Here is a 25,860-nt window from a genome sequence, read left to right as displayed (position 1 = left end):
ATCAATTCCATACGAGCTAAGATATCACTCTGATTAAGTTCATTGCTACTCTTTTTGCTCAATGTTTTTTTGGATGATTGCGTTTGTTTGGATGTTTCTAATGTTTGTAGTAGCTCTGTTGCTGTTTTGATGAGTTGTTCATTTTCGTTAGCCACTAAAGTTGTTGTTGAACTATCGGATATTGTATTAATGCTTGTTTCTAATGACGGCTCACTATTTTCACTGCCTATATTTGTTTGAAAATCATCCATAGTATCTAATTGACTACTATTTGAATTGATTGATAATGTTATTTGAGGTTCTTGGTCGTGAGATAATTTTTGATTTTTGGGTTCAGTATCGATTTGATTAACGTGATTGACACGACGGGATAGCAATAACCATTTTACTGGCGTAAGCAAAAACATTACAAAAGCACCAAGTTTTTCAATTATGTAAAGCCAAGATAGTCCCGTTAACAAAGTAACACAAGCAAAACAGACAGCAAGAAGAATCAAAGAAAGGACAAAGTTATTCATCATAGGTAAAAGATTTTCTATGACGATTGAACCAAGATAACCACCCGCTTCAAATTCGCTTGGATCACTAATATTTAATGCAAAAAAACCTGTACTACTAAAAACAAAGGCTAAAATACCAATTATCCGAAAAGAAACACTGAAATAATTAATTGGTTCGTTAGCATGTCGATAAAAATAACCAACTAACTGTACACAAATAAATGCAATAATGACAGGTAAACTAAATGCAATATAGCCTAGAAATTGGAACAAAATATCCGAGGCATACGCACCAATCAAACCGCCGAAATTACTGACTGGATAATGCCAAGCCGTACGTGACCAACCCGGATCCGATGAGTTATAAGTCGATAGTGATAAAAACAAGCAAACGGATAATCCTATTAAAGCTAATAGAATAAGTTCAATTATTATCTGTTTTCCTGTGATTTTTTGCTTTTTCAAACATGTACCTTAAAAATATCGCAGTAAATGGTTGGTATTTTACCATAAATTGCAATCTCTCACAGAGTGAATATGTTTAAATCACAATTTATTGGGCTGCAATTAATCGACAAGATAGAGCGTTTTATTGAATCTTTCGCCATTTTCAACATAATGTCGTGCATTTTCAATATTGGCTTCGATTTCTGCTTGCGTTAATTTACGTACGATTTTAGCTGGTGAGCCAAGAATTAAGCAACCTTCTTCATAGGGCAAGCTATGCGTAACAAGGGAATTGGCACCAACTAAACAGTTTTTGGCAATTTTAGCACCATTCAAAATGGTACTGCCCATCCCAATTAGAACATTATTGTCAATAGTACAGCTATGAAGAATAACGTTATGACCTACGGTGACGTATTCACCTACGATACACGGAATATTCGTTTCAATATGTATCGTTGAATTATCTTGTATATTGCTATTTTTGCCAATGTGAATAGGTGCGATATCACCTCGTAAAACGGCATTAAACCAAATTGAAACGCCTTCTTCTAAAACTACATTACCAATGATATCCGCCGAATTTGCTATAAAACAGCGCTGATGAATTTGTGGTTTTAAATCACCCAATTGATAGATCATCGTTAATTCCTTCTGAAAGATTTTATACGCAAAAATAAAATGACTGCAATAAAATTACAAATTACCATTGAACCAACCATAAACCATTCACTCATATTATGATTGACAGTTGCCGTCGTATGATTAGAGACTAACGTAGAAAGTATTACACCAATAGCCCCCGCTACCGCAAATCGAAGTGTGCCAGCCAGCGAAGATGCCGTGCCTGCAATATGAGAATAGAAATCTAACACCACCGCCATACTGTTTCCACCAATCGTTGATATACAACCAATATAACCTGCTACACAGATAACTAAGTAGATAAAGCCTAAATCTGTTATTGTTACCACTGCAAGTGCGATAGCCATGATAAATTGAATTAAAAGCCCAAATTGCATCATTTTGATTGAACCGACACGGCGAACAAAACGGCTATTAATCGTATTCATTATAATCATTACGGTAATATTGAGGGCAAAATAATAACCAAAATGAATCGATTCGACACCGTGCAAGTTCATATAGACAAATGGCCCTAAACTAAGAAATGAGAATAATCCAGCACCTGAAAATGCGCCGATCATCATATACGTCAATACTTGTCTATGCCGAAATAACGTTATGAAATTACTGAGAATGCGCGTTAAACTAAATTTATCTCGTTTAGATTGACTTAATGTTTCTGGAATAGCCGTCAAAACGAATACCAAACACAACAATGCAATTAACCCAAGGGCAAAAAAATTGGCTTGCCAATTAAACCAATATAATACAAATCCGCCAATAATCGGCGCAAGTAACGGAGCGACATTTGAGATTAACATAACAAAAGACATCATTTTAGAAAACTCATCACGATCACGATAAATGTCTTTCATTAATGCATTCACAACGATAGCTGTTGCGGCAGCAGCTATACCATGAAAAAACCGAGCTGTAATCAATTGATGAATGTTGGCAGCAATACCACAACTTACAGCTGCTAATATGAAAATAATTAATCCAAAAATCAAGACATAACGACGCCCATAGCTATCAGTTAAAGGACCAAATATGAGTTGACCAAATGAAAATCCTAATAAATAACAACTAATGGTGAGTTGCACAGTTGCATCAGAAACATGAAAATTTTCGGCGATTGTTGGCATACTTGGTAAGTACATATCTATGGATAGTGGCATTAACATAGATAATAATCCAAGAATAAAAATAAGTGCCTTTTTCGAGATGTTGATCTCTACTGGTTTGTCATAGGGCTGCACGTAGCGATTCCTTCATGGATTGTTTGCTTTCATAAGTTATTAACTTGTCACTTTTTGATAATAATGGCACGTTTAATTTTGCTTGATCATTAAATTCACCAGTTAATGACGGTTTTATATTGGCTATTAACAAAATGATTCAATCTCATCTTCTGTAAGCGGACGATATTCGCCTTCAGGAACATCGAGAATAATATTGCCAATTTGTTTGCGATGCAATGCAGTAACATGATTGTTTACCGCCGCAAACATCCGTTTAACTTGATGATAACGTCCTTCGCTAATAGTTAATTCCGCATGATATTCATCGATGATTGTGAGTTTAGCGGGTTTTGTCAGTGTTTTTTCACTTTTTAACTGAATGCCATTGTGAAATATTTCAATTAAATTATCGGTTAATGGGTGTTCAACCGTCACTTGATAAACTTTTTCGCAATGGTGTTTAGGTGACGTAATGCGATGTGACCACTGACCGTCATCGGTTAATAACACAAGTCCAGTCGTATCCAGATCCAGTCGTCCTGCTGCATGAAGTTTTTCAGACATAGGTTCATCAATAAAATAGAGAATTGTTGGATGATCAGGATCATCTGTCGAGCAGACATAGCCTTGAGGTTTATTCAACATAAAGTAGCGGTTTTGGGTGATAGGGGTGATTTCATAACCATCGTATTCGACAAGTTGTTCCGGACTAAGTTGATAAGCCCCTGATTTTATGATCTCACCATCGACAGTAACTTTTTTGGCTTTTAATTCTTTATTGACAATTGTACGGCTAATGCCTAAATGGTGAGCGAGAAATTTATCTAATCGCATAATATTAACATTCCTATAGTGCACTGACAGGGGTATATATATCGAATCGGTGATTTTTGGTTTTAATTTCTGCGGTTGGTTTTTCATTGGCTAGAAAAGGTGCAGAATCCGGTCTTTTTACGACAACCCGTTTTTTAGCTAAGCGCCTTGCCGGTTCTAGTAGACTATCAGCATCACTATCACTACCCACCAATTGTTGAAAAATACGCATTTCTTTTTTGACTAGCGCACTTTTTTGACGATGTGGAAACATCGGGTCAAGATAGACAACATCTGGTTTATCTGAATAGGACTCAAGTCCAGTAATACTCGAATGATAGATAAGATGTAAATGCTGCTGGAGCCAATTGCCAATATTGGCATCTTGATAAGCACGTTGTAGACCGTCTTTTAACAAAGCCGCAACGACAGGATGCCTTTCAAACATAGTGACATGACAACCTATCGCCGCTAATACAAATGCATCACGTCCAAGCCCAGCTGTTGCGTCCACGACGGTAGGTAAGTAATCACCTTTTACCCCAACAGCTTTTGCTATCGCTTCACCGCGTCCTCCGCCAAATTGACGGCGATGCGCCATGGCGCCAGAGGTAAAATCAACCGTGATAGCACCTAATTTAGGCTCATCTGTTTTTTGTAACGCTAGCTGATCATTTTGATTAAGTAGGACAAATGGAAGATCTGCATGTGTGGATAACCACTTCTCAGCTAATTGACTTAGCTGAGCAGAATGAGTACTAGTGGATACCATAATGACGAAGTAAAGCCTCTAGTTGGGGTTCACGACCTCGGAAGTTTTTGAACAGTGTCATAGGTTCATCGCTTCCACCTTGCGATAAAATATTATCAAGGAAAGCATTTCCTGTTTTCGTATTAAAAATGCCTTCTTCTTCAAAACGAGAAAAAGCGTCTGCTGATAATACTTCAGCCCAAAGGTAACTATAATAACCCGCAGCATAACCTCCAGCAAAGATATGGCTAAAGGCGTGAGGGAATCGTCCCCATTCAACAGTTGGCACCACAGCGACTAATTCTCGAACTTGCTTTAATGTTTCTAAAATATCAGGATCTTTTTGACTGTGAAGTTTAAAATCAAATAGTCCAAACTCTAACTGACGTAAAATAAATAGTGCTGCTTGATAATTTTTAGCATCTAACATTTTTTCAAGCATTTCAGCAGGTAAAGGTTCACCTGTTTCATAATGTCCTGAAATAAACGCTAATGCTTCCGGTTCCCAGCACCAATTTTCTAAAAATTGGCTTGGTAATTCAACTGCATCCCATGGCACACCATTAATTCCTGCAACTGAAGAGACATCAATTTCAGTCAGCATATGATGAAGTCCATGTCCAAACTCATGAAATAGCGTTGTGACTTCATTATGTGTAAATAGTGCAGGTTTATCGCCAATAGGGCGGTTAAAATTGCAGGTTAAATAAGCAACTGGTTTTTGCACATGACCATCAGCAAAACGCATACGACCAATACAATCATCCATCCATGCGCCACCTCGTTTATGTTCACGAGCATATAAGTCAAGGTAAAAGCTACCTTTCAATTCACCATTGGTATTATAGAGGTCATAAAATTTAACTTCAGGATCCCAAACTTCGACGCCTTGTCGTTGTTTTGCCGTAATGCCAAATACACGATAAACAACTTCAAATAGACCATTTATAACAGTTTGCTCTGGAAAATAAGGGCGTAACTCTTCATCATTGATGGTATAAAGATATTGTTTTTGCTTTTCACTGTAATAAGCTATGTCCCAAGGTTTAATATCACTAGCGCCAAAAAATTCGTAAGCATAACGTTTTAAATCGGCGAGTTCTTTTTCGCCTTGCGGTTTTGCCTTACTTGCTAAATCAGTTAGAAATTCGATGACTTGCTGTGTAGATTCAGCCATTTTAGTTGCTAAGGATTTATCAGCATAAGTCTCAAAGCCTAATAAATGTGCTAGCTCATCACGCAATGATAAAATTTGTTTTATTATTTCAGTATTATCCCATTTACCGGCGTTAGGTCCTTGGTCTGATGCTCTTGTATTATAAGCTTGATAAAGCTCAAAACGTAGATCACGATTGTCACCGTAAGTCATAATAGGTAAATAACTCGGGATATCAAGCGTAAGTAACCAGCCTTCTTGACCTTTGGCTTTGGCTTGCTCTTTAGCTGCTGCTAATGCACTTTCTGGCATGCCTGAAAGATCATCTAAATTTGTGATTAATTTTGTCCACCCCATGGTCGCATCTAAAACATTATTACTATATTTAGAGGAGAGTTCCGAAAGTTTAGCAACGATTTCACCATAGCGCTTTTGTTTATCTTCAGGTAATCCAATTCCGGATAACTCAAAGTCACGTAATGCATTATCGATCACCTTTTTTTGCGCTTTAGTCAGTTTGGTATACTCTTCACTTTCTTTGATCTGTTTATAGGCTTGATAAAGCGGTTTATGCTGTCCAACCCAAGTGCTGTATTCTGATAATAATGGCAAACAAGCTTCATAAGCTTCTCTCAGTTCAGGGCTATTTTTTACAGAATTAAGATGGCTAACGGGAGACCATGCTCGACTAAATTTTTCGTCCATTTCATCAATGGGTTGAATTAAATTATCCCAAGTATATTGACTATTTTTAGTTAATACGGTTTCAATCGTATGACGACAATTTTTCAAAGCCTCTTGGATTGCAGGTAAAACATGTTCAGGCTTGATTTGTGAAAATAAAGGAAGTGGTGTAGTTTTTAGTAATGGGTTTGTCATGTTGCGATACCTTTGTACAATGATATAGTTGTTTTATAGAACATCAGGTTATGGAAATAGCCGTTCATTTAGTTTTGATGAAGAGGGCGCTATAATCCCATTAATTTCCGCTCACGTTGCCATTCTGTTGGAGTATAAGTTTTAATTGATAAGGCATGAATACGGTTATCATTAATAAATTCTGCGAGAGGAGCATAAATAACTTGTTGCTTTTTAACTCTGCTTAGATCTGCAAATAATTCACCAATAGCAATGACCTGAAAATGACTACCATCATTAGTCATGACATGCACTTCCTCAAGATTAAGTGAACTTTTTAATTTATCTATTATTTGCTGTTTGTCCATTATTAAAACTCATTATTTTTTGTGATTTTATGTTGAATATTATTCATATTATCTTAATTTGTCTTTTGATTAAAGATGAGCGTAACTTATTTTAGTATCACTGGTTGTAAATCATAAAGCGCAATTAAAGTAAGTAACTGAGGATTCACACTGTCTAAAGTAACATTATATTTATTACAAAAATAGACAAGTGTGGCAAGTCCCGAAGAGTCAACACGAATCAGCTGTGCCACATCAATTTTTTTCACCTCTTTTAATAGTGTATTTTGTATTGACCATATATCACTTAAGGAGTGAGCATCAAGCTCACCCTTTAGATATAATATATCTTGTTGCTTTTCGGTTGTGATTCGTGACATGTTAAGTTAACCTTTAGGTTTTTGATTCGGGTCTATTTTACGATTGGAAAGATCATTTAATTGCTTCGTTAATGCATCAATACCATTTTGTCTTAAAATAGTTGACCATTCATTTTGCTTGGTAGTAATCATACTTACCCCTTCGGCAATTAAATCGTAAGCTTTCCATTCACCCGTCACCGAGTTCTTTCGCCATTGAAAATCAATACGTAATGGTTGTTGACCTTTGTCTGGTTGATTTAATAATACTCGAATAGAAATTAATGTTTTTCCAGTTAAATCTTTCGCTTTTTCAACTTGGTAAGATTGCCCATTATACATAGATAATGCTTGCGCAAAAGCTTGAACGAGATAGTTTTCAAAAGCATTAAAATAGGCTGTACGTTGCGCATCGGTCGCATCTTTATAGGCGTTGCCTAGAATTAGCGCACCCGCATATTTGACTTGTACATAAGGCAATAGGTCAGATCTCACAATATCTTTGAGCAAATTAGGATTTGATTTGATTGCTGATTGTTGTGCTTTCATGGTACTAAAAATTTTGTCAGCGGCCACTTGCATTTCATCATAAGGATTATTTTCAGCAAAAGCTGACATACTAACTGCTAAAGCGAAAATTAAAAAAATAGTTTGCTTAAATTTGGTTAACATAATGACAACTCCTTACTGTTCATTTGTATCTTGCGTATTTTGTTTCTTTTCTTTATTTGATGAATCACCCATACTATAAAGAAACTGACCAATTAAATCTTCTAACACCATTGCTGGTTTAGTATTGCTAACAACAAATCCTTCTTGAAAATAAGGTGGTTTGTCATTTTTTTGAGCCGTTGTATTAGTGGCATCAGGGGCATCTAATGCGTCAATGGCGAATTCGGTTGATTGATCTAACCCCAAATTGATATCAATAAATTGTTCACCTAAAATGCCTGAGGTTTTGATTGATAGCGAGCTGGAGCTTGGAATTTTATTGTATTGACTATCGATATCCATTGTTACATAAGGTTTATAAATATCACTTCCTGATGATGTTAAGCTAATATTACTTATTCGCCCGATTACCACTCCACCAATTTTGATTGGTGATCTAACTTTTAATCCGCCAATATTGTCAAATACGGCGTATACTCGATATGAATTATGGCTAGTAAAAGATGTAGGATCGGTAACGCGAAAACATAAAAATAGTACCGAGCAAATGACTAGTACCATGAATAATCCAACTGTAATTTCGACTTTACGACTCATGTTTAATGACCTCAATGACTAAACATTAATGCGGTTAAAATAAAATCTAACCCCAAAATAACTAATGATGAATAAACAACTGTATTGGTAGTTGCTCGACTAATTCCTTCAGATGTTGGCACGCAATCGTAACCATTAAAAAGTGCAATCCAAGTACTGGCAATTGCAAAGGCAAAACTTTTAACAAAACAGTTGCCTAAATCATGCCACCAGTCAACATTACTTTGAATGGAAGACCAAAAAAATCCTGCATCTATACCTTTCCAATCAACGCCAACTAGTACACCACCTAAAATACCGACCGCAACAAAAATAGCCGTTAAAAACGGCATTGAGAAAAATCCAGCCCAGAAACGAGGGGCAATGATACGCCGTAATGGATCGACTGCCATCATTTCCATGCTTGATAGTTGTTCGGTAGCTTTCATTAGACCAATTTCAGCTGTTAACGCCGAGCCAGCACGTCCAGCAAATAATAATCCGGCAACAACAGGGCCTAGTTCACGCAATAAAGCGAGCGCAACCATCATACCTAAACTTGCTTCAGCACCAAATGTGGTTAAGATAAAATAACCTTGTAGTGCAAGCACCATACCTATAAAAAGTCCAGATACAATAATAATTGTTAGAGATTGTACGCCAACAAAATAAAATTGTTTGACCAGTAATGGGAATTGTTTTGCAAATTGTGGACGTCCAATGAGTGCTCCAAAAAGCATCATTCCTGAACGCCCCATTAAAGCGATAAGATTAATTAACCATTTTCCCAATCTTTCAAGCAGATTAAACATATGTTATATACCTCGGCTTAGGTCTAATTTATAGTCATCAGCGGGATAATGAAAAGGGACTGGTCCATCAGCTAAGCCTTCAAGAAATTGTTTTACACGCAAGTCGTCATTTTCGCGTAATTGTTTTGATGTTCCGCCTGCAATAATGTGTTGTTCAGCAACGATGTAAGCATAGTCAGCAATACTAAGGACTTCATTCACATCATGACTGACAACAATACAGGTTAATCCTAGCGATTGATTGATTTCTGAGATTAATTTAACAATGACGCCCATTGAGATTGGGTCTTGACCGGCAAAAGGTTCATCAAACATAATTAAATCAGGGTCAAGGGCAATAGCTCTGGCTAGCGCGGCTCGCCTTGCCATACCTCCGGATAATTCTGACGGCATCATACGTGCAGCGCCTCGAAGACCAACAGACTGGAGTTTCATCAATACTAAATTATGTAATACAGGTTCAGGTAAATCAAGGTGTTCACGAATCGGATAGGCAACATTATCGAAAACAGAAAGATCGGTAAATAGTGCGCCAGATTGGAATAGCATGCTCATGCGTTTTCGAACTTCATAAAGTCGGGAGCGAGACATACTTGGAATATCTTCACCATCGAATAATATTTTTCCTGATTGTGGTTTTAATTGACCACCGATCAGACGCAGTAGCGTGGTTTTACCAATACCTGAAGGCCCCATAATCGCTGTCACTTTGCCTTTTGGGACATTCAAGCTCATATTTTTATAAATTGGTCTTGTTCCTCGATAAAAAGACATATCATGAATTTCAACCAAATTTTGCTGTAATGAGTCAGTCACTATGATTCCTACACTACCTTAATTAATTAAAATTAACGTTATTTTACTTGATAATGGCGAATAATGAAATCGATAAAACATATTGTCAATCCTTATATTATGGTAATGCTTAAGATAAAAAGCATTTTTTAATTAAAAATCACTGAATCTTGATTTGTAATAGTCAAAAAAAACCAATTGAGGTTTTAGCGAGTTAAGACATTTTTTTAGTCTGGTATTAAGCTGTTTTTCTAATCGATTCAAATAATAAACACATATTCTGATTTACTCATGCCTTGCTTTGCGAGCTAAAAAATTACCTGTGCTTTGTACCAACTGAATCACAATAACTAAAATGACCACGCAAATATAGGTAACTGTGGTATCAAAACGCTGATAACCATATGAAATGGCTAAGTCACCAATGCCACCTGCGCCAACAGCACCTGCCATTGCTGTCGCTCCAATTAAGCCGATAGTGGCGGTGGTTAGGGTCAAAATCAATGAACTAAATGCTTCAGGTAAAATAAAGTACCAAATGATTTGGATTGGTGATGCCCCCATTGATTCAGCGGCTTCAATAATGCCACTGTTTACTTCAAGCAAAGAGTTTTCAACCAAACGGGCAATGTAAGGGGCGACATAAAATGTTAAAGGCACGATAGCTGCTGTTGTACCAATCGAGCTACCCACAATAAATTTTGTAAAAGGGACAATTGCCACTAATAAAATAATAAAAGGTAGCGAACGAACTAAATTAATAATAGGATTCATGATTCGGTATATTCGGTTATTTTCAAGCAATCCTCCTGGGCGAGTTGTCACTAAACAAACACCGAGTGAAATACCAATTACGGAGCCCAATATTAAAGCAAAAAACACCATATAAAATGTTTCATAACTTGCTTGGATAAATTGTTCAACTGTCACGGTGGTTGAAAAATTAGCTTTGAAATATTCAAGAGTATTGGTCAAAAATTGCATTTAGTTTTCCTCCCAGTGATTTATTTCAGTAACTTGTACGCCATGTTTTCGAAGGAATTGTACAGCTTCTTGGATATTGCTATCGTTACCTTTTAACTGAATAAACATACTGCCTAAAACTGTTTTTTCAATTTCTGACATATGGGCAAATAAAATGTTAACCACAACAATTTGTTTTAAAATAAGCGAATTGATAACGGGTTCTGAGGCTGAACGTCCTAAAAATTCAAGTTTAAATAGTTTAATATTGTCTTTTTTACCTTCTACTTCTAACAAATTTTCAACGACACCCTTTGGAATTTGATTGCTAATGACTGAATTAACAAAGTTTCGAGTTGTTTGGTGTTGTGGGTGTCCAAATACATCAAGCACGTTACCTTGTTCAATAATTTTACCTTTTTCCATTACGGCTACCTTATGACAAATTTGTTCAATAACATGCATTTCGTGCGTGATTAAAACTACCGTTATTTTATATTTTTCATTGATTTTTTTGATTAAATCTAAGATTGCTCGTGTAGTTTGAGGATCAAGTGCCGAAGTCGCCTCATCACAAAGTAAAATATCCGGATCGTTAGCTAACGCTCTTGCTATGCCGATTCGCTGTTTTTGTCCGCCAGACAGCTCTTTAGGATAACTATCTGCTTTATCACTTAATCCTACAAATTCTAATAATTCTTTTACTTTTTGTTTAATTGTATATTTATCTTTTTTGATTAGAATTAAAGGAATAGCAATATTTTCATAAACGGTTTTTGATTCAAGTAAATTAAAGTGCTGAAATATCATGCCGATCTTTCGCCTAACTTGGCGTAACTCAGAACCGGAAAGTTGATTTAAAATTTGATCTTGTACGATCACTTGACCTTGTGTCGGTTTTTCAAGGTAATTAATTAAACGAACTAAGGTGCTTTTGCCTGCACCACTATAACCAATGATGCCAAAAATATCGCCTTTATCAATGGTTAAGTTAATCTTATCTAAGGCTTGAGTGGTGATGCCGTTTCGCTCATATTGCTTGGATACATTTTCAAATCTAATCATTTGGTGTCCCTATTAACTTTGGTCTATTTGGATAAGCGCTTGTTTGGCAAGTTTAGCTAAATAGTTTGCTGCAGGTATTATCATGTCAGGATTAATTTGAAATTTAGGGTGGTGAAGTGCATAAGGGCTTTGAGAACCAAGGTTAATAAATGCGCCCGGTACATGATGTAAATAATGGGCAAAATCTTCACCGCCTAATTGAGGCTGAAAATCAATGACTTCATAACCCTCTTGTCTCGCAATATTTTTTGCAAGCTCGACCCATTTTTCTATATTTATGATTGAAGGAGGGCCTTCGAACCATTTTAATTCAGCTTTTGCGCCCATTGCAATAGCAATATGTTCAATAATAGACCTTAACTGTTGTTTGACTTTAGCTCTGATTTGCGGTGTAAGGGTCCTTACCGTGCCTTCCATTTCAACCTTTTCAGGTATCACATTCCAAGTATTTCCACCTTCAAATTTAGTAATGCTGACAATTACAGCATCAAGACCACTTACGGAACGACTTGAAATAGTTTGTATAGCGTTTACAATTTGTGCACCAATAACAATAGGATCAATACCCGATTCAGGTCTTGCTGCATGTGCTCCAACACCGGTTATGGTAATTTCGATACGATCGACATTAGCTGAAAAAGGGCCAGCTCGTGATGCCATTTGATTAATGGTTAAATTAGGGTTGTTGTGTAAACCGAGTATGGCATCGACCCCTTTTAATGCCCCAATTTTGATAAATTGTAGGGCTCCACTAAAGTTTTCTTCCGCAGGTTGAAATAGTAAACGAATAGTCCCAATTAAATCTTTTTCGTGTTCTTTTAAAAGATAAGCCGCTCCCATCAAAATTGAGGCATGTACATCATGCCCACAAGCGTGCATAACATTTTTATTTTGGGAACGATAATCACAATTTGTTTGTTCATGGATGGGTAACGCATCAATATCAGCTCGTAAAGCCAGAATAGGGGAACCAGTTCCAATTTCGGCAATGACACCCGTTTTAGCACCTAATTCTAAAATTTTAATGTTTGCTTTTTCTAAATATGTTTTCAATATTTTAGTGGTATTGAACTCCTGATTTGAAAGCTCAGGGTTTTGATGTAATGTAACAAAAAGCTGATGAATAGTTTTTGCAATGGGCTGATGCATAATATTTCCAAAAAATGATTATCAGATGTTTTTAACGTTAGCACAGCTTAATTTTTCAACCTAATAATCGTTTTTTATATCTTATTCCAAAAAGTTATAAGATAGAATAACTTGGAATAAATAAACCATTATTTCTGTGCTAGAGTAAAACAAATGTCGATAGCCGATAAAGGGTAACTCAAATGAAAAATGGTTTTATCAAACATAAATTTTTACAACATATTGCTATTGTGGCTTTATTTAGTTCTGCATGTTTAATGAGCGCTTGTGATAATTCCTCAAAACAAGCTAATAATCAAACCAAAAAAGAGATTAGTATGGGGGTATCACCCGGCCCGTATAATGATCTTTTTAGAGATGCGGTAAAACCTATTCTTGAATCAGAAGGATATAAAGTTAAATTGGTTAATTTTCCACATTTATTAGAATCAGATGTGGCATTGAGTGAAGGAAGCATTGATTTAACCGTTGCACAGCATACTGCTTATATGAATGTATTTAATGCCCAACGCAAAGCTAATTTAAAGCCAGTTGTGCATGTGCCATCGGTACCCGCGGCGATTTTCTCTAATAAGTATCTATCATTAGATAAGGTTTTTTCTGGAGCTAAAGTGGCAATTCCTCAAGATGCTTCAAATGCTGCACGTTCTTATAATTTACTCGAAAAAGCAGGATGGATTAAATTGAAAGCGAATACTAATCCCATTTTAGCGAGTAAAAATGATATTGCTGAAAACTTAGTGGGTATCGATATTATCGAAATGGATTCGGCAAATATTCCAAGAGTTCTTAATGAGCTTGATTTTGCTGTCATTCCGGGGAGTATAGTTTATTCGGCCAACATTGATTCAAGCAAAGCATTGCTTTTGGAAACCATTGTCCCCGATTTAGAAATTATGGTTGTGGTGAATGAAGGTAATGAAAACAGCCAATGGGCGCAGGATGTTAAACGTATTTATCAATCCCAACAATTTAAGGATTATATGCAAGCTCACAATCAAAATGGTTATTGGGTGATGCCACAAGAATAAAATCCAAAATGTGCCCGTTGTAAAGGCGGGCATTTAATATCTTGGCATTTGCGTATCAACGGTTAATGCCCAAGCATCAATCCCACCACTAAGATTATAAAGATAATCAGTATCAAAACCATTTTCAGCTAAATAATTGGCAACATTAAGGCTCCGAACTCCGTGGTGACAGTAAAGTACAATATCGATTTCATCGGGTATTTTATCTAAATAAAGTGGGATAAGATTCATTGGAATATGGACGGAATTTTCAAGGCGGCATATGGCTACTTCGTTAGATTCACGTACATCAAGTAAAAATAGAGGATGTTTCTGATTTAATTTTTCTGCAACTTCTGTCGGTGTAATAGATTTTATGTTGATCATGATTTTTAATATTGTTAAGTAATGGTAAAAAGTTGGATATTTTATTTGTGTCTGAATATAAAGCAAAAACATATCAAGTTTCAAATAATTTTAACATCATCCTGTTCGAGGAAAACAGGATGATGTGTTGAGTGTTATGCAGCTAAAGCTTTGCTAATTTTTTCATATAAGTCTTTTGATAAATGATCCAGTTTTAATAAGGTTTCAAGTGCTTGACGCATTTGTTGCTGACGTCGTTGGTCATAACGTTTTAATCTTATTAATGGATCGATCAATCTTGCCGCAACTTGCGGATTTTTTTGATTTAATTCCATTAATATTTCGACTAAAAATTGATATCCACTACCATCAGTTGCATGGAAAGCTACAGGATTATTATTAACAAAAGCGCCGATTAAAGCGCGAATCCGATTGGGATTACTGAGTGAAAAGGATCGGTGCGTTAAAAGTTTTTTCACCGTTGAAAGTACATTTTTTTCTGGACTCGATGCATTTAAAGCTAACCACTTATCCATCACTAATCCATCTTGATGCCATTTATTATCAAAATCGGCTAGAAGTTCTTGATGACAATCAAGCTGAGCTTTAACAGCAACCGTTAATGCAGCGATGGTATCCGTCATATTATCTGCTTGATAATATTGTTGATGAACCAGATGATTTGCTTGTGATTTCTCATCGGCATGGGCTAAAAGCATTAAACAGGCATTTTTTAATGAGCGTTTAGCAATATCTTCATGTTTAATCCGATAATTTTCGACTTTATTGTGACGGTAAACTGCGGTTAATTCATCATAGAGTGCATTACCAAAACACGTTAATAAAAACAGCCGGACTTGATATATGGCTATTGGGTCAACAACGCTAAATAAATTGGCTAATTCATTTTCCGAAGGTAAAGTGATGATTTGGGCAATAAGAGAGGGATCAGTTGATTCTGATAATAATATTGCTCTAAATGCATCAATAACGGTGTCAGGAAGGCTTAGTTGATGATTATCCTGATAATTTTTAACATTTGACCGGATATATTTAATTAATAGCATTTGCGCAGCATCATAACGACTAAACGCATTGGTTGCATGTTGCATCAAGAAAATCAAATCACTATCTTGATAATCATAGGTCATTTTTACCGGTGCAGAAAAATCACGTAATAATGAAATAATCGGTTTTTCATTCACGTTATCAAAAACAAATTGTTGTTTTGCTTGTGTTAAATTTAAAACGTGATGAATGGGCAGTTGGTTATGCTCAAGTTTAATGATTTCGCCGTTATGTTGATATAATTCAATATCAACAGGTATATGCAAAGCTTTCTTTTCTGCTTGATCGAGGGTTGCAGGCGTGTTTTGTTCGATAGTTAAATAATATTGTTTGCTTTTTTCATCATAGCTATCTGTAATGGTTAATTCTGGTGTACCGGATTGGCTGTACCATAATTTGAATTGTGTTAAATCAATGCCTGAAGCATCTTGCATCGCAGCGACAAAGTCATCGCAAGTTGCTGCACTTCCGTCATGACGTTCAAAATAGAGTTTCATGCCAGCTTGAAACTTATCTTCACCTAACAAGGTATGCATCATCCGTATCACTTCAGCCCCTTTTTCGTACACAGTTACCGTATAGAAATTATTCATTTCGATGACTTGATCAGGACGAATAGGATGCGACATCGGACTTGCATCTTCAGCAAATTGGACACTACGCAAAATTTTAACATCATCAATTCGCTTAACGGCTCGAGAGCCCATATCTGCGCTGAACTCTTGATCACGAAAAACCGTCAAACCTTCTTTTAGGCTAAGTTGAAACCAATCACGACAAGTAACACGATTGCCTGTCCAATTATGGAAATATTCGTGACCAATCACACCTTCAATACCCAAATAATCATCATCAGTAGCCGTTTCTGGTTTGGCAAGGACATATTTTGAGTTGAAAATATTTAGACCTTTATTTTCCATAGCGCCCATATTAAAAAAGTCAACGGCAACAATCATAAAAATATCTAAGTCATATTCTAATCCAAAACGTGTTTCATCCCAGCGCATAGCATTTTTTAAACTGGTCATTGCCCAATGTGAACGGTCTAAATTGCCTTTATCAACATAAATCTCCAGATCAACTTTACGGTTTGAACGAGTCATAAACTGATCTTTAAGAATATCAAAATCTCCGGCAACTAATGCAAACAAGTAGGCGGGTTTAGGAAACGGATCTTGCCATTGTACCCAATGACGACCGTCTGACAGTTCTCCTTGTGCAATGCGATTACCATTAGAAAGCAGATAAGGGTATTGTTGTTTATTAGCGGTAATCCGGGTTGAAAAACGAGCTAAGACATCGGGTCTGTCTAAATAATAAGTGATGTGTCGAAACCCTTCAGCTTCACATTGTGTACAAAGTGCTTCTCCTGAAACATACAATCCTTCAAGCGCAGTATTATCAATTGGTTTTATTTCATTGACGATGGTTAGTGTAAATTCATCTGATGGAACATTATGAATAATAATGCCTGAGTCGGTAATGTGATAATCCTGCCAAGGCTGTTCATCGATATTGATAGCGATTAATGTTAAGTCTTCTCCATCTAAAACTAAGTCTGAGGCTTTAGCATTTTTTTGTATAATATGACTACGCGCCGTGACTGTTGTGATTTGTGCGGATAAGTTAAAATCAAGATCGATATCCGTAATGGTAAAATCGGGTGCTTTATAATCCAATCGATATTTTGCAGTTGGTTGTGTTTTGGTATTATTTGTCGTCATAGTTATTGAGCCTTTTATTTTTATACTTAAATCAAATTCGATAAAATTGCATGATTTTCGCAACTGCACTTATCGTTATTGATGATGTTTAAAAAATTCTTATGATTATAGTTAGGTTATATTTTTTAACTTGGTTTGTTATCAGTATTATAGCCTAATGCAGTTAGGTTATAATATATTTAATCTATATCTTAATTATTATTCTGCTATAATCTCTAGAATTTTTTTAGAGTATTAACAACCAAAAGACATGTTACCAGCTATAATTACATCAATCTTAGATACTGATGCTTATAAGTTGCATATGCAGCAAGCCGTTTTTCATCATTACCCAGATACCACCGTCGTTGCGGAGTTTCGTTGTAGGAGTGATGATTTATTAGGTCAATATGCTGAAGAAATAAAACTTCAAGTCAAATTAATGGAATCATTAACCCTCTCTGATGATGAATTTAATTATCTATCCGGTATCTCCTTTTTTAAATCTGATTATTTAAACTGGCTCAAGAATTGGCGTTTTAATAGTCAATTATTGACGATAACTAATCGAGAAGGAAGACTTGATATCAGGATTGAAGGAAAGTGGTTGGATGTAATTTTATGGGAAGTCCCATTATTGGCTATCATCAGCGAAATTGCACATAAAGATCGTTCTCCCAATATTGGTGTTCCAGAAGCTTTAGCGCAACTCAAAAATAAATTAGCTAGATTTAACGAGCAAACTGAAAATATGGATATGTCGGGCTTTAATTTAATGGATTTTGGAACCCGAAGACGTTACTCATTTGCTGTACAATTTGCTGTTGTCGATTATCTAAAAAACCATTTTGACAATTTTCATAGTACCAGTAATTATTTACTAGCTTATCGACTAGGACTTACCCCTGTTGGTACTCAAGCACATGAATGGTTCCAAGCTCATCAACGATTAACGCCAACTTTGCAAGATTGCCAAAAAACAGCGCTTAAGGTTTGGTTAGAGGAATATCCTCAAGATTTGGGGGTAGCCCTAACAGACTGTATTACCATGGATGCATTTTTGCGTGATTTTGATGCTTATTTCGCTAATCACTATCAAGGATTACGTCATGATTCGGGAGATTCGATTGAATGGGGTGAAAAGGCGATTGCCCATTACCAACAATTAGGGATTGATCCTAAAACAAAAATGTTAGTATTTTCCGATAGTTTAACTTTTGACAAAGCAATAAAGATTTATCAACATTTTCATCATCGAGTGAAATTATCTTTTGGTATCGGGGGCTTTTTGGCGTGTGATATTCCGTCTACTAAAGCAAATACCAAAGCCTTAAATATCGTATTGAAGTTGACGCAATGTAATAATCAGTCTGTTGCAAAATTGTCAGACAGTCCAGGTAAGACAATATCGCAAGATTTAGCTTTTATTAATGAATTAAAAAGAACGTTTAATGTTAATCATTAAACTTATTTTTATAAAAACGTAAATCAAATTATAAATGTCTTATTTAAAAATTTAATTTAATGCCAACTTAGACTAAAGTTAGGTAACTAAGTGGCATTTAGAATATACTTGTATTATTTTTAATACTTATTAACTTAATTAATATAGAGATGGATAATTAAAATGAATTCAGTTGCTCCTATTGTTGATGTGTTACAAGGCAAAATTGCTGTTGGTAGCACTATTTCTGTTCAAGGCTGGGTAAGAACGCGCCGTGATTCGAAAGCCGGTATTTCATTTCTAGCTGTTTATGATGGTTCGTGCTTTGATCCCATTCAAGCTGTTATAGAAAAAGATCTACCAAATTATGAACAAGATATTTTACGGTTAACGGCAGGTTGTTCAGTTAAAGTAACGGGTAAAGTTGTTGAATCTCCGGGACAAGGACAAAAATACGAGCTACAAGCAACACAAGTTGAGGTTTATGGCTTTGTTGATGATCCTGAAACGTACCCAATGGCTGCTAAACGTCACTCAATTGAATATTTAAGAGAAGTCGCTCATTTAAGAGCAAGAACCAACATTGTTGGCGCGATTACTCGTGTACGTCATACATTAGCGCAAGCCATTCACCAATTTTTTGATGAGCGAGGCTTTTTTTGGCTTTCTACGCCAATTATTACCGCATCAGATACTGAAGGTGCAGGTGAAATGTTCCGTGTCTCCACCCTTGATATGTTAAATCTACCTAAAACAGACAAAGGGAAAGTCGATTTTGATAAAGATTTTTTTGGAAAAGAAGCTTTTTTAACGGTATCAGGGCAATTAAATGCAGAAACGTACGCTTGTGCATTGTCTAAAGTTTATACCTTTGGGCCAACATTTAGAGCTGAAAATTCCAATACAACGCGTCATTTAGCTGAATTTTGGATGATGGAGCCTGAAGTTGCGTTTGCTGATTTAAATGATAATGCAAAACTTGCAGAAGATATGTTGAAGTATGTCTTTAAAACCGTGCTTGAAAAACGTGCTGATGATATGCAATTTTTTGCTCAGCATATTGATAAAGAAGCAATCAATCGTTTAGAAAACTTTATTAATGCAGATTTTGCTCAAGTTGATTACACCGATGCCATTACTATTTTACAAAACTGTGATGCCAAATTTGAAAATCCTGTTAGTTGGGGAATTGATTTAGCGTCAGAACATGAACGTTATTTAGCTGAACAGCATTTTAAAGCGCCTGTTGTTGTTAAAAATTATCCAAAAGATATTAAAGCATTTTATATGCGTATGAATGACGATGGTAAAACGGTTGCTGCAATGGATGTGTTAGCGCCAGGCATCGGCGAAATCATTGGCGGATCGCAACGTGAAGAACGTTTAGATATGTTAGATAAGCGCATGGACGAAATGGGTCTTAAAAAAGAAGATTATTGGTGGTACCGTGATTTACGTCGATATGGTACTGTTCCTCATTCTGGATTTGGTCTTGGATTTGAGCGCTTAATCGTTTATGTCACTGGCGTACAAAACGTAAGAGATGTTATTCCATTCCCAAGAACGCCACGAAATGCAAATTTTTAACTGGTATAAATAAACAAACATTTTTAGATGTTTATGATAAAACGCAAATTAGTGATAATTAGCAAATATGTATAAATTATAATCAAACGGTTTCGATTTTGGGGTTAGACATCAAAATTAACGAAAAGTTCACTTGCTTTTAAAAAATTTTTATACATAATTTACACTACTGTAAAAAGTGGAAGAAAATAATAGTAATATTATTTTTGGATGAATAATCATTGTACAAAAATAGGCACTAAACTTTTTAGATAGTGTCTTTTAATAAATAACCATGAGGGTAAGAAATGAAACGTAATCTATTAGCAATCGCTATTCCTGCACTTTTAGTTGCAGCTAGCGCAAATGCATCTATTGAAGTTTGGAATAAAGATGGTAATAAAGTTGACTTTTATGGTCGTGTAAAAGCAGCTAACCACATCACTGATCGTGGTCAAGCAGGTGAAGGCGATGATACTTCTGCTCGTTTAGGTATGTCAGGTCAAACCCAAATCACAGATTGGTTATCTGGTTATGGTCGTTGGGAATATGAAGCTAAATCTGGAAAAGATGATCAAAAACCTGGTCATAGTGAAGTTCGTTATGCATTTGCTGGATTAAATTTTGGTGACTTCGGTTCATTTGATTATGGTCGTAATGATGGCGTATTAAAAGCAATTACTGCATATACTGACGTATTACCAGAATTTGGTGGTGACGCTGCAAACAACAATTGGAACGTGCTTTCTGCTCGTACTAAAGCTGTAGCAACTTACCGTAACAATAACTTCTTTGGTTTAAATGATGATATCAGCTTTGCAGTACAATATGCTGATAATGGTGATAACTCACTTACTAAAGATAATATTCGTGGTGAATCAAGAGAAGCTTGGGGTACAAACGTTCAATGGAACATTTTTGACACAGGTTTAACTGCAGGTATTGGTTATGCTCAATCAACTTCAAGTGATCAACGTCACAATACTTGGGCTACTGGTATTAAATACGATAACTATAATTTATATTTAGCTGCTAACTATTTCCAAAGCAAGTTAAAAAATCGTTATATCGATCATAAAGGTCATATTGCAGATGAAAAAGTTAAAGGTATCGAATTAGTTGCTCAATATGGCATTGAATTAGATGTTGGTCGTTTAACTCCTTCTTTAGCTTATGTTCAACATAAACTAACAAGTGGTTATGATGGTGATAATAAAGCGCATTACCGTTCAGGATCTCATAGCTCACCTATGGCTAAATACGTATCTTTAGGTGCAACTTATGATCTTAACAAAAATTTCAGCGCTATCGTAGAATATAAATTTAATCTACTTGACCATAAAGACATTGGTGCAGCGATGAATACGACTAATAATCGTGGTCATAAGAAAGCGAATACTCCAGGTACAAAAGATGTGTTAGGTGTTGGTTTAATCTACCAATTCTAATTCTTCGCAAATTATAAAAAAGACACTTAGGTGTCTTTTTTATCGCCTTTTGAATTTATTCCCGCCCAAAAAAACATTTTATGCTTAAAAAAATTTATTGTAGGTACTAAAATAAACTAAATTTCGTAGAAATTTACTTATTTGCATTGTTTATCTGCAATGTAAGCAGAAATCTTATATCTAATACAAGATATCACAGTAATAATATAATTGCTTAATTTTGCAGTTATTTATTAACCGAGAGCAAAGTAATTTGCATCTTTAAAAATATAAATACCTATGAGGGTAACAAAATGAAACGTAATCTATTAGCAATCGCTATTCCTGCTCTTTTAATTGCAGGTACTGCAAACGCTTCTATTGAAGTGTGGAATAAAGACGGCAATAAAGTCGATTTTTATGGTCGAGTTTATGCATTAAACTATATTACTGATCGAAACAACCAAACAGGCGAAGGTGATAAAACGACTGCACGTTTAGGTATGTCAGGTCAAACTCAAGTTACTGACTGGTTATCTGGTTACGGACGTTGGGAATACGAAGCGAAAACTGGTAAAGATGCGGATAACGAAACTCGTTATGCATTTGCTGGTTTGAATTTTGGTGATTTTGGTTCATTCGATTATGGTCGTAATGACGGTGTGCTAAAAACTTTAACTTCTTATACTGACGTTTTACCTGAATTTGGTGGTGATGCTTCAAATAATGATCTTTATGCATTATCTGCACGTACTAAAGCTGTAGCAACTTATCGTAATACTGATCTCTTCGGTTTAGTTGATGGTTTACGCTTTGCTGTTCAATATGCTGATAACGGTGATAACAGCTCAACTAGTCATTTCAATGCGGTGAATCGTAATAACGGTCATGATAGTGCGGAAGCATGGGGTTCTGTTATCGATTGGGATGTGCTTGATACTGGTTTATCTGTTGGTGCTGGTTACACTCAAACTAGTGGTCACAAAAATGCTAAAGCATGGTCAGCAGGTATCAAATACGACAATGACAATGTTTATTTAGCTGCGCTATATATTCAAGGCAAACAAAAATATGGTTGGGATAATGCATCATCTAACCACAATGCAGATGACTTAAAAACCAAAGGTATTGAAATTGTTGCTCAATACGGAATCGACTTCGATATTGGTCGTTTAACTCCATCTGTTGCTTATATCCAACACAAAGTTAAAGATGCTTCAAGCTTATCAGGTGATGCAGGTCTTAAAGGTAATGACCTTGTTAAATATGTTGATGTTGGTTTAACTTATGCATTTAACAAAAACTTACAAGCTATTGTAGATTATAAAATCAACTTGTTAGATAAAGATGATATCGGTGCACGTCGTGCATTATATGATAGCAGCACATTTAGCAAATCAGAAATCAAAGCGACAACAAAAGATACTGTTGCACTTGGTTTAATTTATCAATTCTAATTAATTGCGATTTGATATTTTTAAAAGGCACTTCGGTGCCTTTTTTATTGTCCCTAATTTAATCAAATAAAACTTGAATTTTAATAGATACTCTGTTAAAAACATCAGCGATAATAATAGATTAGGACAACATTATGCGTTATACCACTCGTCAATTAGCTGCCAAAAAAAATATTGCTTTAGTCGCACATGACCATTTAAAAGATTCATTATTAAATTGGTGTAAAAAAAATCGAGAAGAGCTTTCTCATCATCATTTATGTGGTACGGGAACCACTGGAACATTAATTAAACAAGAGACAGGTCTGAATATTACACCTATGCTTAGTGGCCCTATGGGTGGTGATCAACAAATAGGCGCATTAATTGCCGAAGGAAAAATTGATATTCTTATCTTTTTTTGGGATCCGCTTAATGCGGTACCACACGATCCTGATGTCAAAGCTTTACTTCGTTTATCAACGGTCTGGAATATTCCGGTTGCGACTAATCAAGCAACCGCTAATGCACTGATTCAATCCTCCATTTTTACGCAAGAAATAGAAATTGAAATTCCTGACTATCAAGGTTATTTAGCTGAAAGGTTAAAATAATTATTACTATAATCCCAAAGACTACATAACAGACAGAGCAAATATTGCCACAGAAAAGGGGCTATCATGTCGGCTTTATTGTTGATGTCTTTTGGGATTATGATTATTAATATTACAAAAACATTATCGGTATTACTACTTTTAATGGCATTGTTTAATTGAGGTATTTTTATTGCCAAGCCTGTAAGTGAATGTTGAACAACAAAATAGAGTAATTTAAAAATAAAACTATTACGCGGGATTGAACTAATTCGAATTGGCTATAGGGAAGTTTGTTGGCTTATATATATCGCCGTTTCTTTATATAAGTTGCTTGATATAAAAATCCGATTTTATATCCAATTTTAATAGTTTTAATACTAATCGAAATGATAATTATCTACTTTCTATAGTATCAATTTAAAATGAAGTTTCAATATTATGAGTTAAAATGAAGAAAACGGGTTAATTTCCCCTTTGTTAAATAAAATTGCTTCACCTGTATTCAGCTTGTACCATGTTTCATTAGAAGTTAGTGGCAACGTTGAAATGATAGTGACGATATCATTAGGCGTAGTATGTTTTTGAAAATCAATTTCAACATCTTCGTCAAGCAGTTTTGCTTTTCCGAAAGGTGCTTTACGTGTTATCCAATGTAAGTCAGTTGAACAATAAGCAAAAACATATTGACCGTCAGAGAGTAACATATTAAATATCCCAAGTTGGCTGAGTTTGTCAGCGCATTGCTTAATATAGCTGAATACTTCCAGATCTTTACTGGGTTTTTGTGGATATTTCTTGTGAAGTTGATTAATGAGATAACAAAATGCATATTCACTATCAGTAAGACCTACAGGTTCAAATATCCCCATATCAAGATCTTCATAACCTGTTAGCTGCCCATTATGGGCAAAAGTCCAATTTTTTCCCCATAACTCACGCGTAAAAGGATGCGTATTTTCAAGTGCTACGCCTCCTCGATTTGCTTGGCGAATATGGGCGATGACTGCTTTTGACTTTATTGGATACTGTTGAACAAGTTTGGCAATAGGCGAATAACTGCAAGGTTCAGGATCTTTGAATGTACGGCATCCCTTACCTTCATAAAAAGTAATACCCCACCCATCTTTATGCGGACCCTTATCACCACCACGTTTGACTAAACTGGTGAAACTAAAACAGATATCTGTTGGCACATTCGCACTCATGCCCAATAATTCGCACATTTACTTGCTCATCTCTTTTTCGATTAACATGATTAAAATATGAATTACTTTAATATGAATTTCTTGAACACGATCAGCATAACCAAAATGGGGGACTCGAATATCCACATCAGCAAGACCATGCATTTTACCGCCATCTTTACCGGTTAACGTAATTACTTTCATCCCTTTTTGTTTTGCTGCTTCAATTGCTTTTAGCACATTAGCAGAGTTACCCGAGGTAGAAATACCTAGTAAAACATCACCTTTTTGACCTACACCCTCGATATACCGAGAAAAAATCGAATCAAACCCAAAATCATTACCCACACACGAAATATGACTGACATCGGATATCGCTATTGCCGGATAAGCAGGGCGATTGTTGCGATAACGTCCGGTTAACTCTTCTGCAAAATGCATAGCATCACAGTGAGAACCGCCATTCCCACATGATAGCACTTTACCACCATGTTTGAACGAATCAGCCAGTAATATAGCCGCTTGCTGAATATGTTGTAAGTTTTTATCATCTGAAATAAATTTATTTAACACATCAGCTGCTTCATTTAACTCATTTCGAATATTATCAATATACATTAATCTTACCCTCATAAAAAATTTAGCCACCATTGTAATTCTTTCAAAATAGCTTGCAAGTACTAAAAAATAATTTTAATTCTTATCCATTTTTTTATTTTTTATGTCAGGTTAATTAAAACATCGCCTTGAAAATAAAAAACTAAAATGAGTAATCATTCTTAAAATATCAATTATTCTAAATTGATTATTTACCACATAAGCTTAATTAAATTATTTTTAAAAATAGTACAGTCTTATTTTTAGATATTTGATGTAAAGATCTTGCTCGTAGCGCTATTTGCTAATAGGCGAAGTCTGCAGTTTGTGAT

Annotated in this window: 24 protein-coding genes and 1 pseudogene; 6 read left to right on the top strand and 19 right to left on the bottom strand. The window is 35.5% G+C overall.

The genetic code is table 11. The features are described from left to right. Positions 1–428: 428 nt before the first annotated feature. The 15 genes and pseudogenes from A9G10_RS12935 to A9G10_RS07205 form a co-directional block, all read right to left on the bottom strand. A pseudogene (locus A9G10_RS12935) lies at positions 429–965 on the bottom strand (DNA translocase FtsK 4TM domain-containing protein); the annotation flags it as partial. Positions 966–1,067: 102 nt separating this feature from the next. After that, positions 1,068–1,589, bottom strand: coding sequence for a gamma carbonic anhydrase family protein (locus A9G10_RS07270; RefSeq protein ID WP_065558880.1), 522 nt, complete (start codon positions 1,587–1,589; stop codon positions 1,068–1,070). Positions 1,590–1,591: 2 nt separating this feature from the next. After that, the gene (locus A9G10_RS07265) at positions 1,592–2,833 is read right to left on the bottom strand and encodes a Bcr/CflA family multidrug efflux MFS transporter (RefSeq protein ID WP_065558879.1); all 1,242 of its coding nucleotides are present in this window, start codon (positions 2,831–2,833) and stop codon (positions 1,592–1,594) included. Between the two features lie 126 nt (positions 2,834–2,959). Then, entirely contained in the window at positions 2,960–3,649 is a 690-nt protein-coding gene (rsuA, locus tag A9G10_RS07260; RefSeq protein ID WP_065558878.1) for a 16S rRNA pseudouridine(516) synthase RsuA, read from the bottom strand. A 13-nt stretch (positions 3,650–3,662) separates the two neighbouring features. Beyond that, positions 3,663–4,400, bottom strand: coding sequence for a class I SAM-dependent methyltransferase (locus A9G10_RS07255; protein ID WP_065558877.1), 738 nt, complete (start codon positions 4,398–4,400; stop codon positions 3,663–3,665). Continuing rightward, entirely contained in the window at positions 4,387–6,414 is a 2,028-nt protein-coding gene (gene prlC, locus A9G10_RS07250; RefSeq protein WP_065558876.1) for an oligopeptidase A, read from the bottom strand. Before prlC ends, A9G10_RS07255 begins: the two co-directional genes overlap by 14 nt. Before the next feature lie 89 nt (positions 6,415–6,503). Next, a complete protein-coding gene (locus A9G10_RS07245; RefSeq protein ID WP_065558875.1) occupies positions 6,504–6,761 on the bottom strand; it encodes a BolA family protein in 258 nt (85 codons plus the stop codon). Positions 6,762–6,847: 86 nt separating this feature from the next. Then, positions 6,848–7,120: an STAS domain-containing protein gene (locus tag A9G10_RS07240; protein ID WP_065558874.1), complete on the bottom strand. Its 273-nt coding sequence runs from the start codon at positions 7,118–7,120 to the stop codon at positions 6,848–6,850. Positions 7,121–7,126: 6 nt separating this feature from the next. Further along, on the bottom strand, positions 7,127–7,771 hold the full coding sequence (mlaC, locus tag A9G10_RS07235) for a phospholipid-binding protein MlaC (protein WP_065558873.1): 645 nt from the start codon (positions 7,769–7,771) through the stop codon (positions 7,127–7,129). A gap of 12 nt (positions 7,772–7,783) precedes the next feature. Then, a complete protein-coding gene (gene mlaD, locus A9G10_RS07230; RefSeq protein WP_065558872.1) occupies positions 7,784–8,368 on the bottom strand; it encodes an outer membrane lipid asymmetry maintenance protein MlaD in 585 nt (194 codons plus the stop codon). An 11-nt stretch (positions 8,369–8,379) separates the two neighbouring features. Beyond that, entirely contained in the window at positions 8,380–9,159 is a 780-nt protein-coding gene (mlaE, locus tag A9G10_RS07225; RefSeq protein ID WP_065558871.1) for a lipid asymmetry maintenance ABC transporter permease subunit MlaE, read from the bottom strand. 3 nt (positions 9,160–9,162) lie between these two features. Then, positions 9,163–9,975 (bottom strand): phospholipid ABC transporter ATP-binding protein MlaF, encoded by an 813-nt coding sequence (gene mlaF, locus A9G10_RS07220; RefSeq protein ID WP_143425978.1) that lies wholly within the window; start codon positions 9,973–9,975, stop codon positions 9,163–9,165. Positions 9,976–10,239: 264 nt separating this feature from the next. Further along, complete coding sequence (locus A9G10_RS07215; RefSeq protein ID WP_065558870.1) at positions 10,240–10,938, bottom strand: methionine ABC transporter permease; 699 nt, start codon at positions 10,936–10,938, stop codon at positions 10,240–10,242. Beyond that, positions 10,939–11,982: a methionine ABC transporter ATP-binding protein gene (locus tag A9G10_RS07210; RefSeq protein WP_065558869.1), complete on the bottom strand. Its 1,044-nt coding sequence runs from the start codon at positions 11,980–11,982 to the stop codon at positions 10,939–10,941. Between the two features lie 12 nt (positions 11,983–11,994). Further along, complete coding sequence (locus A9G10_RS07205) at positions 11,995–13,131, bottom strand: amidohydrolase (protein WP_065558868.1); 1,137 nt, start codon at positions 13,129–13,131, stop codon at positions 11,995–11,997. 182 nt (positions 13,132–13,313) lie between these two features. Here A9G10_RS07205 and A9G10_RS07200 point away from each other — a divergent pair, with 182 nt between their 5' ends. Continuing rightward, positions 13,314–14,162, top strand: a complete 849-nt coding sequence (locus tag A9G10_RS07200) for a MetQ/NlpA family ABC transporter substrate-binding protein (protein WP_143425977.1) — start codon at positions 13,314–13,316, stop codon at positions 14,160–14,162. A gap of 33 nt (positions 14,163–14,195) precedes the next feature. On the opposite strand, the gene A9G10_RS07195 is transcribed toward A9G10_RS07200, so the two are convergent. Continuing rightward, positions 14,196–14,525, bottom strand: coding sequence for a rhodanese-like domain-containing protein (locus A9G10_RS07195; protein ID WP_065559023.1), 330 nt, complete (start codon positions 14,523–14,525; stop codon positions 14,196–14,198). Between the two features lie 137 nt (positions 14,526–14,662). Continuing rightward, the gene (gene pepN, locus A9G10_RS07190; RefSeq protein WP_065558867.1) at positions 14,663–17,299 is read right to left on the bottom strand and encodes an aminopeptidase N; all 2,637 of its coding nucleotides are present in this window, start codon (positions 17,297–17,299) and stop codon (positions 14,663–14,665) included. Positions 17,300–17,549: 250 nt separating this feature from the next. Between pepN and pncB the strand changes: the two genes are divergently transcribed. The 5 genes from pncB (at position 17,550) to A9G10_RS07165 (ending at position 23,765) form a co-directional block, all read left to right on the top strand. Continuing rightward, entirely contained in the window at positions 17,550–18,743 is a 1,194-nt protein-coding gene (gene pncB / locus A9G10_RS07185; protein ID WP_065558866.1) for a nicotinate phosphoribosyltransferase, read from the top strand. Positions 18,744–18,905: 162 nt separating this feature from the next. Further along, positions 18,906–20,309, top strand: coding sequence for an asparagine--tRNA ligase (asnS, locus tag A9G10_RS07180; RefSeq protein ID WP_065558865.1), 1,404 nt, complete (start codon positions 18,906–18,908; stop codon positions 20,307–20,309). Between the two features lie 287 nt (positions 20,310–20,596). Then, positions 20,597–21,736 carry a porin gene (locus A9G10_RS07175; RefSeq protein WP_065558864.1) on the top strand — a complete coding sequence of 380 codons (1,140 nt, stop codon included), beginning with the start codon at positions 20,597–20,599 and terminating at the stop codon, positions 21,734–21,736. 293 nt (positions 21,737–22,029) lie between these two features. Beyond that, on the top strand, positions 22,030–23,172 hold the full coding sequence (locus tag A9G10_RS07170; RefSeq protein WP_065558863.1) for a porin: 1,143 nt from the start codon (positions 22,030–22,032) through the stop codon (positions 23,170–23,172). A 134-nt stretch (positions 23,173–23,306) separates the two neighbouring features. Further along, positions 23,307–23,765, top strand: coding sequence for a methylglyoxal synthase (locus tag A9G10_RS07165; RefSeq protein WP_065558862.1), 459 nt, complete (start codon positions 23,307–23,309; stop codon positions 23,763–23,765). A 425-nt stretch (positions 23,766–24,190) separates the two neighbouring features. Here A9G10_RS07165 and A9G10_RS07160 read toward each other — a convergent pair whose 3' ends face one another. After that, entirely contained in the window at positions 24,191–24,970 is a 780-nt protein-coding gene (locus A9G10_RS07160) for a class II glutamine amidotransferase (RefSeq protein ID WP_065558861.1), read from the bottom strand. After that, positions 24,971–25,549, bottom strand: a complete 579-nt coding sequence (gene lpcA / locus A9G10_RS07155; protein ID WP_065558860.1) for a D-sedoheptulose 7-phosphate isomerase — start codon at positions 25,547–25,549, stop codon at positions 24,971–24,973. Positions 25,550–25,860 lie beyond the last annotated feature (311 nt).

The sequence above is a fragment of the Gilliamella sp. wkB308 genome, assembly GCF_001690185.1.
Classification (GTDB): domain Bacteria; phylum Pseudomonadota; class Gammaproteobacteria; order Enterobacterales; family Orbaceae; genus Gilliamella; species Gilliamella apicola_I.
Note: the sequence above shows the minus strand (reverse complement) of the source record. Positions and strands in the feature narration are given on the sequence as shown.